This window comes from Desulfobulbaceae bacterium DB1 (assembly GCA_001914235.1).
GTDB lineage: Bacteria > Desulfobacterota > Desulfobulbia > Desulfobulbales > SURF-16 > DB1.
Genome location: MQUF01000001.1, coordinates 1 through 12,817 on the forward strand (window position 1 = coordinate 1; position 12,817 = coordinate 12,817).

General features: G+C 55.5%; 10 protein-coding genes and 1 pseudogene. 6 read left to right on the top strand and 5 right to left on the bottom strand.

The features are described 5' to 3' along the window. The 3 genes and pseudogenes from BM485_00005 (at position 1) to BM485_00015 (ending at position 1,680) form a co-directional block, all read left to right on the top strand. Positions 1 to 491 (top strand): annotated as a pseudogene (locus tag BM485_00005) (hypothetical protein). Beyond that, the gene (locus BM485_00010) at positions 404 to 598 is read left to right on the top strand and encodes a hypothetical protein (GenBank protein ID OKY76942.1); all 195 of its coding nucleotides are present in this window, start codon (positions 404 to 406) and stop codon (positions 596 to 598) included. Before BM485_00005 ends, BM485_00010 begins: the two are co-directional and overlap by 88 nt. Beyond that, positions 598 to 1,680, top strand: a complete 1,083-nt coding sequence (locus BM485_00015) for an IS91 family transposase (GenBank protein ID OKY76943.1) — start codon at positions 598 to 600, stop codon at positions 1,678 to 1,680. Before BM485_00010 ends, BM485_00015 begins: the two co-directional genes overlap by 1 nt. Positions 1,681 to 1,896: 216 nt before the next feature. Here BM485_00015 and BM485_00020 read toward each other — a convergent pair whose 3' ends face one another. The 5 genes from BM485_00020 to BM485_00040 form a co-directional block, all read right to left on the bottom strand. Continuing rightward, entirely contained in the window at positions 1,897 to 2,379 is a 483-nt protein-coding gene (locus tag BM485_00020) for a hypothetical protein (GenBank protein ID OKY76944.1), read from the bottom strand. Further along, entirely contained in the window at positions 2,354 to 2,674 is a 321-nt protein-coding gene (locus tag BM485_00025; protein ID OKY76945.1) for a hypothetical protein, read from the bottom strand. The genes BM485_00020 and BM485_00025 overlap by 26 nt, the downstream gene beginning before the upstream one ends. A gap of 32 nt (positions 2,675 to 2,706) precedes the next feature. Beyond that, positions 2,707 to 3,981 (bottom strand): nitrogen fixation protein NifB, encoded by a 1,275-nt coding sequence (locus tag BM485_00030; GenBank protein ID OKY76946.1) that lies wholly within the window; start codon positions 3,979 to 3,981, stop codon positions 2,707 to 2,709. Between the two features lie 197 nt (positions 3,982 to 4,178). Continuing rightward, positions 4,179 to 5,534: a nitrogenase gene (locus tag BM485_00035; GenBank protein ID OKY76947.1), complete on the bottom strand. Its 1,356-nt coding sequence runs from the start codon at positions 5,532 to 5,534 to the stop codon at positions 4,179 to 4,181. A gap of 61 nt (positions 5,535 to 5,595) precedes the next feature. Further along, positions 5,596 to 6,972 (bottom strand): nitrogenase iron-molybdenum cofactor biosynthesis protein NifE, encoded by a 1,377-nt coding sequence (locus BM485_00040; GenBank protein ID OKY76948.1) that lies wholly within the window; start codon positions 6,970 to 6,972, stop codon positions 5,596 to 5,598. Positions 6,973 to 7,196: 224 nt separating this feature from the next. Here BM485_00040 and BM485_00045 point away from each other — a divergent pair, with 224 nt between their 5' ends. The 3 genes from BM485_00045 to BM485_00055 all read left to right on the top strand — a co-directional run bounded on the left by BM485_00045 (position 7,197) and on the right by BM485_00055 (position 12,804). Further along, positions 7,197 to 7,925 (top strand): hypothetical protein, encoded by a 729-nt coding sequence (locus BM485_00045; GenBank protein ID OKY76949.1) that lies wholly within the window; start codon positions 7,197 to 7,199, stop codon positions 7,923 to 7,925. A 212-nt stretch (positions 7,926 to 8,137) separates the two neighbouring features. Beyond that, entirely contained in the window at positions 8,138 to 9,358 is a 1,221-nt protein-coding gene (locus BM485_00050; protein ID OKY76950.1) for an IS256 family transposase, read from the top strand. A 347-nt stretch (positions 9,359 to 9,705) separates the two neighbouring features. Then, entirely contained in the window at positions 9,706 to 12,804 is a 3,099-nt protein-coding gene (locus BM485_00055; GenBank protein OKY76951.1) for a restriction endonuclease, read from the top strand. Positions 12,805 to 12,817: the final 13 nt, after the last annotated feature.

The window sequence follows — 12,817 nt, forward strand, 5'->3', positions numbered from 1 at the left end:
AGAATCCCTGACATCCTGTCCGTCGAGCAGACGGGGCAACTATTTGCCGCAACCAAAACCTTGAGCTACAAGGTCTTCTTTTTTACCTGCTACAGCATGGGCCTGCGCCTTGGCGAAGGCATTCGACTCACAGTCGGCGACATCGACGCAGGCAACATGCGGGTCCATATTCGTGATGCCAAGGGTAACAAGGACCGGCTGGTGCCGCTGCCAGACAAGACCTTGCGGGTGCTGCGGGAGTTCTGGGCCATGCACAAGCATCCCCGGTTCCTCTTCCCCAGCAGGAAAAGAGGTCTGAAAAATGCCCACCTGGTTGATTTGCCCCTGGACAGGGGCGGCATTCAAACCACCATGCAGACCGTTGTCCGGCAACTCGGCATAAAAAAAAATCTCATGCCACTCCCTGCGTCACAGCTATGCCACCCACATGCTGGAGGCCGGGGTTGATCTGCTTGAGCTGCAGCAGATCCTTGGCCATGTCAGCATCCTGACCACCGCCAGATACACCCACCTGACCTCCACCACGGCCAACAATGCGAGACTGGCCGTCAATTCCCTGGTCAACTCCCTGGACATCAGATGGGGAGGGCGTAAATAATGCTGCTCTCCACGATCATCAACAAGTTCAGGGACAGCTTCTTCCGCACCTACAACAAAAATCTCCTGTCAGGCCACATCAAGGCTCTGGAGTCCATGGCCCGATGCAGATACGAGCATGGACCGCACATGCTGGCCCGTTGTTCGGACCACCGGTGCGGCGAACGGATCTATATTCCCCATTCCTGCGGCCACAGAAACTGCCCCCATTGCCAGAACCATGAGAGCCGGCAGTGGCTGGAAAGCCAGCTTGACAAACGACTGCCGTGTCAATACTACCTGATCACCTTCACGCTGCCCGGGCAGATGCGGGATCTGGCGTGGAAACACCAGAAAACCGTTTACGCCCTGATGTTCAGGGCAGTACAGGACCTCCTGAAATCCTTCACCAATAACGACAAAAAACTCGGCGGATCAGCGGGATTCACCGCCATCCTCCACACCCATTCCAGAACCCTGGACTATCATCCGCACATCCACGTTGTCATGCCCGGAGCAAGCATCAACCCGCAAACCGGGCTGTGGAAGGAAAAATCCGGGAAATATCTCTTCAGCCACAAGGCCATGGCCAAGGTCTTTCGGGCGAAGCTGCTCCAGACCCTGGTCGAAAACAAGCTGCCGGTTCCCCATGATTGCCCCGATCAGTGGGTGGTTGACTGCAAGGACGCGGGCAACGGCGAGAAGGCCCTTATCTATCTTGGCCGTTATCTGTACCGGGGTGTTATCCGGGAAAAAGACATCCTGCACTGCCGGGACGGCATGGTCACCTTCCGGTATCGCCATGCCAAAAGCGGAGAAGACCGGACCCGAACCGTCAAGGGCGAGTACTTCCTCTACCTGCTTATGCTCCATGTGCTGCCCCGAGGGTTTCGACGGGCAAGGTCGTATGGTTTTCTCCATGCATGCAGCAAAAAGCTGCTCCGCTTCCTGCAGCTGGTGCTGCGGGTCGCGCCATGGCGCGCCCTTGTCCGCAACCTGAAGCAACGGCCGGCTATCATCTGCCCGGCCTGCGGGGCCGCCATGGTGATCGCCGCGACAATGATCGCCCGGCCACCGGCCATGGCCGCTCCGTTACGGCAATAGACGAGCCGGAGGCATCGGGTATGTAAACGAAAGCCGTGAACTTGCCGAGGACACAAGCCGGATTGCACCGGGACGGGACTCCTGCGCCCGAAAAACGCCGGAAATCAGCGTAAAGCAGCATGATACAGCACCAAAATCCTTTTCAAAGAACATTGCGGGGGCCACTCCCGTCTTCCTTCGCCTGATCCGATCCCTCCGGAACCCAAAAGCTCTTTTCTATATACGTCCACCGGGCTCGTCCAACCACCGGTTCAGATTGTGGCGCGCTACGCTTGCACAATCTAACCTTGTTCGTTGGATCCTGACCGCGACTTTTATCATCATCGCAAGCTCGGCCGCAGTCGGCGTTTTTCGATGAATATCATCAAGAGAACAGATTTCCTGCAAAGAGTCCATGTAGGCGAGGGTGCGGAAGATGTCGCCGTCAATGGTGAGATATTTTTCCCCATAGGAAAGGAGACTTGTCAAGGTGTGGCCTTCCGGCAGATTGTTTTTGTAGAGAAACAACGCCATCAAGTGTTTTTCGATTCCCATGGCCACCACGTTGTACAACGTTTCCGGGGAAAACTTTTGCGGATTATGGATGCCTTTTTCCGCCAGATGAAGAAACTGGTCGCCTTCCGAGAAATATTTCCGCCACTCCAGCGGCTTTGCAAAAGGGTTTTCCTGTATTTCAGGAAGAACTGACAGTGATTGCATTAATGGCTCCTTCATAAATAACGGCGGTAATACCTCGTTTTGCCAGTTCCTCCCGGGGGCGGTCACCGATCCGGGTCGCATAGACCTGACTGCAGCCTTCAAGCGCCGCAATTACGGCATCAAACCTTTTTTCGTCAAAGGCATGGGATTTATCGCCGGTGGAGAGTGGGGAAACCGGGCGCTCCTCGATTTGCATGAGACCTGCGCCGACTGTTTCAAAAATAAGGAAACGATCAGCCTTGCCGAAGTGTTCATCAACATTTTTTCCGTCTGTTGAAACAATCGCCATCTTCATCTTTTTATCCTCCTTTGATTTTTAATCTTCGATCAACCGCAGCCGTTGCCGCCGCCGGTACATGCCCCTTTTGAAGTGCATTTCTGCTGGCGGCTTTTTAGCTGATTCAGGCCCTCGCCGCTGTAAATCGCTTCGAGACCCATATCGATGAATCCGCTCATGGTCACCGGTTTGATACCCATTTTTGTCAGAATTTCCCTGGGCGTTTCACCGATGTCATTCACCAGCACGGCCTGGCAGTCGTGCAGGGCTCGGGCCAGATTGTGCCAGCGCCGGGGGCCGCCGCTGGGAACCGAGGCGGGTCGTTCCTCCTTCATGTTGAAAGAGCCGTCTTCCCGTTTTTCCCAAATCTGGAAGCGGGTTGCTTCGCCGAGGTGCTGATTGACCAGAACCCCTTCAAGGGTGGCCACCGCTACATAGGGTCGTTCCTGCTTCGGCAGGGAGGGCAGGGAGGCGCAGGCCGACAGGCAGCCGGCCATTTCCTCGCTTTGGTCCTGGCCGAGCAGTCCCACGGCATCGGCCCGGCAGCGTGTACAGTGGCGCATCTGCGGCAGATATTTTTCGCCTTTTTGGCGCAGATCTGCCATCATCTTTTTGCTCGGCTCCGGGATGTGGGCAAAGGGCGTGTCCACATTGGGGAACATGGCCATGCAGTTAAAAAGGTCTGCCCCAAGTTCCGCCATCTTTTTCGCCACTTCCTCGACATGGTGATCATTGATGCCGGGAATGGCGATGGTGTTGATTTTGACCGTAATGCCATGCTCCTTGAGCATGGTGATGGCACTAAGCTGCCGGGCCAGGATCAGTTCCGCCGCCTGGATGCCCCGGTAAACAACATTGCCGTCACGCACCCAGCTGTAGATGTTTTTGATGATTTCCGGGTCAACCCCGTTCACCGTTACCGTGACATGGGAGACGTCGATTTCGGCCAGGGCCTCCACATGGGGGGCCAGGTTCAGACCGTTTGAGGCCAGGCAGAGAATCATATGGGGATACTTTTCCCGGATGAGCCGCATGGTTTCCAGGGTCTCTTCGGCGTTGGCGAAAGGGTCGCCGGGACCGGCAATGCCGGCCACGGTGATGCGCGGCTCGTTTTCCAATACCCGATCCATATAAGTCAGCGCCTGCGTGGGGGTCAGGATGGTGCTGGTGACGCCGGGCCGGGATTCGTTGACACAGTCGTATTTGCGGTTGCAGTAATTGCATTTGATGTTGCATTTGGGGGCAACGGGAAGATGGACACGTCCGAACTGTCCCTTGACCTTGGCATTGAAGCAGGGGTGGTGACTGTAGTCTTTTTTAAGCATGACAATCTCCGGATGAAGGGGTGATAGATTGGTAAATGTTTTGCGTTGGCGTTCTGGGGTTTCTGGGTTTTACTGTTTCAGCGTTTCAGCGTTTCAGCGTTTCAGCGTTTCAGCGTTTCAGCGTTTCAGCGTTTCAGCGTTTCAGCGTTTCAGTGTTTCAGCGTTTAAACGTTTAAACGTTTAAACGTTTGAACGTTTTACATGTAGCTGTAGCCGATCGATGAATCGTTCTGCTTCTTTTCAATCAGGCTGTTGACCACCGTGTCAAAAAGCATTTGCCCGCCCCGGTATCCCAGATGCAGGATGCGCTGGCCGCCGATTCGGTCGTGGATGGGAAATCCAACCCGGATAAGGGGGATGTTCAGTTTGCGGGCCAGTGGGTAGCCTTTGCTGTGGCCCACCAGCAGGTCGGGGCCGAGGCTTTCCGCTTCTTCGGCGATATCAAAAAAATCCATGCCTTCATACACCAGGGGCTGTTCTTCCATCACCCCTTCAGTCACTGCGGCAATGGCATCCGCAAAAGACCCGCTCCTGCCGCCGCTTGCGCAGAGAATAGGTTTCACTCCGATTTCCGCAAGAAATGAGGTCAGGCCCACAACCAGGTCTTCTTCACCGTAGATGATGGCCTCTTTGCCGAAGACGTATTTGTGACCGTCCACATAGGCGTCCACCAGCCGGCCTCGTTCCTGTAAATATTTTTCCGGAGTTTTTTGGCCGGTGAGCGTTTTCAGGGTGGCAAAAAAACGGTCGGTTTCACTGATGCCCATGGGCAGTCCCAACTGAAAATTGGGGACATCGAATTTTTTGGCCAGGATCGAACCTCCGGTCTGGATTTTGCCGATGGTACGTCCGAATTCAACCGTTGCCGCCGCACCTGCCATTTTGACGACGGCGGCAAGAGGGGTACCGCCTTTGGGCACCTTTTCATATTCGAGCAAGGCTTCGCCGTCCAGGGTCTCGGCCAGATCCGGCAGCACGGTTGCCGCAATCCCGCAGTCATCCATGATCTCGTGGAGATGGCGGAAATCGGCCGAGGAAACAAAACCGGGCAACAGGTTAATGGTGTTGTTCGCGTCGTTTGCTTCGCAAAGCTGCTCCACCACGGAGGACACCGCGGCGTGGAACCCTTCCATGTGGGTGCCGGAATAACTGGGAGTGGAAACATGGACGTTCAGCGGTGTGCTTCTGTTGCCGAATTCTTTGTCATATTCCTTGAGGATCATCGGCACATCATCGCCAATGGTTTCGGTCAGGCAGGTGGTGGCAATGCCGATCATCCGTGGCTGGTATTTGCGGGTGACGTTTTTCAGGCCCAGCTTGAGATTGGCGGCCCCGCCGTATACCGCGTGCTTTTCGCTGAGCGACGAGGAGGCGATATCGATCGGTTCGTTGAAATGGCTGATGATATAACGCCGCATGTAGGTGGCGCAGCCCTGGGAGCCGTGCAGATACGGAACCGTCCCTTCAATGCCGCGAAAGGCCAGGCAGGCGCCCAGGGGTTTGCACAGTTTGCAGGCGTTGGTGGTGGATATGTAGTTGGGCATTTTTGTCATGGCGTTTCCTTTCCGTGTGTTTCAGCGTGTCAGCGTGTCAGCGTGTCAGCGTGTCAGCGTTTCAGCGTTTGAACGTTTCAGTGTTTGAACGCTTTTCCCTAGCATTGCGCGGCACAAATCGCCATACCGGACTCATCACCGAGGAGTAAACCTCCCGGGCGAAGTTGAGCATGCCCTCGAATCCGGCCAGCGCTTCCTTGCGCTCATGATTGTGGTCGCAGAAGCCGACTCCGAGCTTATAGGCGATGGGGCGCTCCTTGACCCCGCCGACAAAGACGTCGACGTTTTTCTCCTGGAGAAACGAGGTGAGCTCCAGGGGGTTGGAGTCGTCAACGATGATGGTGCCGGGGTCGGTTATCTCCGCAAGCTCCTGGTAATCCTCTTTGGTGCCGGTCTGGGAGCCGACCATTACCACATCCATGCCGATGAGGCGGAAGGCCTTTACCAGGGAAAATGCCTTGAAGGAGCCACCCACGTAGATTGCCGCTTTTTTGCCCGTCAGCGCTTTTTTGTATTTTTGCAGCTCCGGATAGATGCGCTCCACTTCCTGCTTGACCATCTCGCCGGCGCGGGTCATGATCAGTGGATCCTTGAAGAAGCGGGCCACGTCGTACAGTGCCTCGGCCATGTCTTCAATGCCGAAGTAGGAGACGCGGATGGAGGGGATGCCGTATTTTTCCTCCATCATGTCGGCCAGGTCCATGGTGGCGCCGGAGCACTGCACCACATTGAGCGCCGCGCCGTGGGCCCGGCGGATGTCGTCAATGCGGCCGTCGCCGGTGATATTTGCCACCACCTCGATGCCCATGCGCTGGAAATAGTCGCGCACCATCCAGATCTCGCCGGCCAGATTGAAGTCGCCGAGGATATTGATGCTGTGTTTGCCGATGCCTGCCGTGTCGCCGGTGCCGATCAGGCGAAACATGGCGTTACAGGCGGCCCGGTAGCCGGAACGCTTGTTGCCCTTGAACCCTTCCGACTGCACCGGGATGACCGGGATGCCTTTTTCCGTTTCCACCCGGCGGCAAACCGCCTCCAGGTCGTCGCCGATGATGCCGACGATGCAGGTCGAGTAAACAAAGGCCGCCTTGGGGCTGTGTCGGTCGATCAGTTCCCGCAGTGCCTTTTCCAGTTTTTTTTCACCGCCGAAGATGACGTCTCTTTCCTGCAGGTCGGTGGAAAAACTCAAGCGGTGCAGTTCCGGCCCGGAGGAAAGTGCTCCCCGGATATCCCAGGTGTAAACGGCGCAGCCGATGGGGCCGTGCACCAGATGCAGTGCGTCGGCAATGGGGTAGAGCACGACCCGCGAGCCGCAAAAGACGCAGGCCCTTTGGCTGACCGCCCCGGCCAGACTGTCCTTGTCGCAGGATATCGCAAAGGGTGTTTCTCCTGTGCGGTGGATCTGATCTTCTCTTTCTTTTAAGGCGATTGCTTCCATGGGGATCTCATGCGAAAATGGGTAAAATTCGATCAGGCGGTATTTGTTGTGTTCTGTCTGATCAAAGTTTATAGCAACCGGTGTGCCAAGGCGAATTTGTTGAAGAATGTTGTGTGATTGCGGGAAGTTATATGTGGATGACGCTGCGGGGATTGATCACTGCGGGCCGATGGGGTTCTGCTGATTTGTCGGGAAGATTACAAAAATGAAGGAGGAGGACAAATTTGTCGGATTCGGAGGAAAACAAGGAAGAAAGGGTGAATACGCCAACGCGGCCAGTGACGTTTCGAGTCGGCATCCTGGGGATTGACGGCAGCGGCAAGAGCACCCTGGTTGCAGGGCTTGAACAGCGGTTTTCGCCATCCTGCACGGTCATGAGCATCGGTCAGCGGGTGACGCTGCATGTCGGGTCGGAAGAGCGGCACGACCTCCTTGGGTCCTTGCCGCAAGGCGCGCATCCGTTGCGCCATGTTTTTCGCAATCTGCAGCGGCACTGGATGCTGCAGCGGCTGCCCGCCCTGCTCGAACGGTACCGCCCGGATCTCTGCCTGGAGGACCGCGACGGCGTTATCGATGTGTGCGCACTGGTCACCGCCCATATTCCGGCATTGCGTTTTCTGGCCCCGCAACGGCGGGTAAGAACGGCAATAACCCTGACCCGGCGCGGTCTGGCGGACATGTATCTCGTGCTGAACCTTCCGGCCGAGGTTGCCGAGCAACGTATTCACGAAAAACTGAAACAGACCAGGCGTCCGCGCTCCTATCACGAGAAACGGCATCGCCTCGAGCGTGTTGCGGGTGAATATCTGCGCCTGCGGGACTATCTGGCGGAAATCGGCGTACCGGCGGTAACTCTCGATGCAAGTCTTCCGGCGGCAACGGTTCTTGATGCCGCCTGGCGCGCCATCATGGGGATCGGTCCTGCCGCTCTCAGTCTATCCGCGACAGGGTGATAAAAAATCAACACCTTAGGATTGATGGATTCGTAAAAAGTCCTGGCTTCAAATTGTCGTAACGATAAATCAACAGTTTATCGTACACTGTGGGGCATTGAGCGACTTTTGGCGGGTCAGTCAAAATTCGCCTTTTGTGAGGGTGTAAAATAGTTTGTGTAAATGGCTATGACTGAGTAAGTCAAAAAACTACCCTTTAAAAAGGAGCTCATATGGCCATTGATAAAGAAATTTTGGATCGTTTACTTGCCGACTACAATTACCAGAAGCCCGAAGAACTGATCGGTGAAAACGGGCTGCTCAAGCAGCTCACCAAGGCCTTACTGGAGCGGGCGTTACAGGCGGAAATGACCGTCCACCTGGGCCACGAAAAACATGGAACCATCGTCACCAAAGGCGGTAATGCCCGAAATGGTAACTCTGCAAAGACCATCAAGGGCGACTTCGGTAAAATGCCGATTGAGGTCCCGCGCGACCGCGACAGCAGTTTCGATCCGGTCATCATTCCCAAAGGGCAAACCCGCTTTCCCGGCTTTGACGACAAGATTATCTCTCTCTACTCCCGAGGGATGACTACCAGGGAGATTCAGGGGCACTTGGAAGACATTTACGGAGTTGATGTCTCTCCCACCCTGATTTCAACGGTCACCGATGCCGTTGCTGACGAGGTTAAAGTTTGGCAAAATCGCCCGTTGGACCCCATTTATCCCATTGTTTACATGGACGCTATCCGGGTTAAGGTGCGCGACAATGGGCATGTTAAGAACAAGGCGGTCTATCTGGCTATTGGCATCACCATGGACGGCGTCAAGGATGTCCTGGGAATGTGGGTTGCCGAAAACGAGGGCGCCAAGTTCTGGTTGCAGGTAGTGACTGAGCTAAGAAACCGTGGCGTGCAGGATATTTTCATTGCCTGCGTCGATGGCCTCAAGGGTTTTCCTGAAGCCATTGAGACGGTTTTCCCCTTCACCCAGGTCCAGCTCTGTCTCGTCCACATGGTGCGCAATTCCCTGAAATATGTCTCATGGAAACAGCGCAAAGAGGTGGCTGCGGATCTCAAGGCCATTTACCAATCGCCAACAGCCGAGCAGGCCGAAATGGAACTGATGACCTTTGAAGAAAAATGGGACAAAACGCATCCGTCCATCGGCCAATCCTGGCGAAGAAATTGGGAAAGAATCACCCCATTTTTTGCGTATTCGCCCGAGATACGCAAGGTGATATATACCACCAATGCTATTGAGTCGTTGAACATGTCACTGCGCAAAGTTACCAAGAACCGGGGTTCATTTCCCAATGACGAGTCGATGCTTAAACTGCTTTACATGGCGCTGAACAATATCGCCAAAAAATGGACTATGCCAATCAGAGACTGGAAGGCTGCCTTGAACCGCTTTTCAATCTTGTTCGGCGACAGAATGCCTGCATATTGAAAATTAAAAATGAAAACCATTTACACAAAATTCTTTACAGGCCCCCTTTTGTCAAAAAGTGCTGAAAATGAAGCGTCAAGATACTTTTGCCGCAATCGAAAAAAATGGAAAAATATTTCCGCGTATGTCAGGAAAATTCTTCCGTCCGGCTGTGCAAAAGATGGATTATGTGCTTGATTATTGAGGGTATGCGGGGTATTAACTGAGGAAATTGGTTGGCGATCGGTGAGGGTTTTGTTGGAGTAAAATTTTATTCAGGGACCATCGGGGGAAAAATAATCCCGCAGAGTTGGATAAGATTCTTAAATATGTATTTTGACCATAATTTCAATATCATATAAATAGATATGGATAACCGATTTTTCGAAAAGCCTATTCTCAACTCCCCCTATGTCGATCCGGTCCGCCACTGGGAGCTTGACGATCAGGGCCAGCCGACGCAAAAGATTGTTGAGAACCGCCGGCCCGCCAAGTTCATCACCCCGATTCCAAAACCAAGAAAACGGCAGGGCAAGGCAATCCAGCAAAGTCTTTTTGCCGTGCATGATTTGACATCCCAAACCCAGCAGTACGACCCCACCTCAATCATCAATGAACTTCGCAGGCATGTCGACCAGTGGCGAAGCCGGCAGAACCCCGGTGACTGGCAGGTAACCCCTGAAACCGCTCGTCTGCTCCAGCACTGGCGGCGCCACCGTTTCAGCTCAATAAGGCCGTTCTTCTGTCAGGTCGAGGCGGTTGAAACCGCCATCTGGTTGACCGAGGTGGCACCAAAAATCGGCAAGGTCGGCACCCGTTTTATCGAGCACCTGGCCGGCGCCAACCACGATGCCAATCCCGAATTGATGCGCCTGGCCCTGAAACTTGCCACCGGCGCGGGCAAAACCACGGTCATGGCCATGCTGATCGCCTGGCAGACCATCAACGCCGTGCGCCGCCCCGCCAGCAAAAAGTTCAGCCGCGGCTTTCTGATCGTCACCCCCGGCATTACCATCCGTGACCGTTTGCGCGTTTTGCAGCCCAATGATCCGGACAGCTACTACCAGAGCCGGGAGCTGATTCCCCACGATATGCTGGGGGATCTGGAGCGAGCCAAGATCGTCATCACCAACTATCACGCCTTTAAGCTGCGTGAACGGCTGGAGCTTTCCAAGGGAGGCAGACTGCTGCTGCAGGGGCGCGGCGGTGAAGAGCTGCACACCCTGGAAACCGAGGGGCAGATGCTCCAGCGGGTGATGCCGGACCTGATGGGCATGAAAAACATTATTGCCATCAATGACGAGGCCCATCACTGCTACCGGGAAAAGCCGGGGGATGAGGAAGAGGAAAAGCTGAAAGGCGACGAACGCAAAGAGGCGGAAAAGAACAACGAGGCCGCCCGCCTCTGGATTTCCGGACTTGAAATCGTCAACCGCAAACTCGGCCTGAGTCGGGTCCTCGATCTTTCGGCCACCCCATTTTTTCTCAGTGGCTCCGGTTATGCCGAGGGCACCCTCTTTCCCTGGACCATGAGTGATTTTTCCCTGATGGATGCCATCGAATGCGGCATTGTCAAACTGCCTCGGGTGCCGGTGGCCCAGAACCTGCCCGGCGATGAAATGCCCATGTTCCGCAACCTCTGGGAACATATTCGCAAGGATATGCCCAAAAAAGGGCGCGGCAAGGCGAAGGATCTTGATCCCCTCAGTTTGCCGGTCAGGTTGCAGACCGCTTTGGAGGCACTTTACGGTCATTACGAAAAAACCTTCCAGCTCTGGCAGCAGGAAGGAATTTCGGTGCCGCCCTGTTTCATCGTGGTCTGCAACAATACCTCCACTTCCAAGCTGGTGTATGACTTCATCTCCGGTTTCCATCGAGAGAATGAAGACGGCACCAGCACCCTGGAAAACGGCCGGCTGGCACTGTTTCGCAACTTCGATGAACACGGCAACCAACTGGGGCGGCCCCGCACCCTGCTGATTGACAGCGAGCAGCTTGAATCCGGCGATGCCCTGGACAGCAATTTCCGCAAAATGGCAGCCGACGAAATCGACCGCTTCCGCCGCGAGATCGTCGAGCGCACCGGCGACCTCCGTCAGGCCGAGAACCTTACCGATCAGGACCTGTTGCGCGAGGTCATGAACACCGTGGGCAAAGAGGGGCGCCTGGGTGAATCGATCCGCTGCGTGGTCTCGGTCTCCATGCTCACCGAGGGTTGGGACGCCAACACCGTCACCCATGTCCTCGGGGTGCGCGCTTTCGGCACCCAATTGCTCTGCGAGCAGGTCATCGGCCGGGCCCTGCGCCGTCAGTCCTATGACCTGAACGAGGAGGATCTGTTCAATGTTGAATATGCCGATGTGCTGGGCATTCCCTTTGATTTCACCGCCAAGCCGGTGGTGGCCCCTCCCCAGCCGCCCCGGGAAACGGTGCAGGTCAAGGCGGTGCGCCCCGATCGCGACCACCTGGAAATCCGCTTTCCCAGGGTAGCGGGCTACCGGGTGGAACTGCCGGAAGAACGGCTGAGCGCCGAGTTCAACGACGATTCCGTGCTGGAACTCTCACCGGATATTGTCGGCCCCTCCATCACCCAAAATGCCGGTATTATCGGCGAGGCTGTCGATCTGAGTCTGAAACATCTCGAAGACATGCGCCGCTCCACCCTGCTGTTTCATCTCACCCAGCGTTTGCTCTATACCAAATGGCGCGACCCAGGCGAGGAACCCAAACTTCATCTCTTCGGCCAGTTGAAACGAATCACCAAACAGTGGCTCGATACCTGTCTGGTCTGCAAGGGGAGCACCTATCCGGCCCAGCTCATGTATCAGGAGCTGGCGGACATGGCCTGCGAGCGCATCACCGCTGCCATCACCAGGGCGGAACAAGGCAACCGGCCTATCAAGGCGGTACTCGATCCCTACAACCCGGTCGGCTCCACCAATCACGTCAACTTCAACACCTCCAGGAAAGACCGCTGGCAGACCGATGCCCGTGCTTGCCACGTCAACTGGGTGGTACTGGACAGCGACTGGGAGGCGGAGTTCTGCCGGGTGGCCGAATCCCACGCCAAGGTCAAGGCCTACGTCAAGAACCACAACCTCGGGCTGGAGGTGCCGTATCGCTATGGCTCGGAAACGCGTACCTATATTCCTGATTTCATTGTAATGGTGGATGACGGACAGGGACGTCCTAATGCCGCGGGAGCCAGGGATGGCGGGAGCGGCGATGGGCAAGAAGACCCTCTCCACCTCATCGTCGAGATCAAGGGCTACCGCCGCGAGGACGCCAAGGAGAAGAAATCCACCATGGAAACCTACTGGGTGCCGGGGGTAAACAACTTGGGGCACTATGGCCGCTGGGCCTTTGCCGAGTTCACCGAGGTCTACCGGATTGAGACGGATTTCGAGGCCAGGGTGAAAGAGGCCTTCGATCAGATGCTAGAAAAAATTGTGAAGAGCGAAGAGTGAAGAATGAAGGAAA

Bases quoted from the DNA above. Each gene is read 5' to 3' on its own strand.
- BM485_00015 (OKY76943.1), top strand. From the start codon at position 598: ATGCTGCTCTCCACGATCATCAACAAGTTCAGGGACAGCTTCTTCCGC.
- BM485_00020 (OKY76944.1), bottom strand. From the start codon at position 2,379: ATGCAATCACTGTCAGTTCTTCCTGAAATACAGGAAAACCCTTTTGCA.
- BM485_00025 (OKY76945.1), bottom strand. From the start codon at position 2,674: ATGAAGATGGCGATTGTTTCAACAGACGGAAAAAATGTTGATGAACAC.
- BM485_00030 (OKY76946.1), bottom strand. From the start codon at position 3,981: ATGCTTAAAAAAGACTACAGTCACCACCCCTGCTTCAATGCCAAGGTC.
- BM485_00035 (OKY76947.1), bottom strand. From the start codon at position 5,534: ATGACAAAAATGCCCAACTACATATCCACCACCAACGCCTGCAAACTG.
- BM485_00040 (OKY76948.1), bottom strand. From the start codon at position 6,972: ATGGAAGCAATCGCCTTAAAAGAAAGAGAAGATCAGATCCACCGCACA.
- BM485_00050 (OKY76950.1), top strand. From the start codon at position 8,138: ATGGCCATTGATAAAGAAATTTTGGATCGTTTACTTGCCGACTACAAT.
- BM485_00055 (OKY76951.1), top strand. From the start codon at position 9,706: ATGGATAACCGATTTTTCGAAAAGCCTATTCTCAACTCCCCCTATGTC.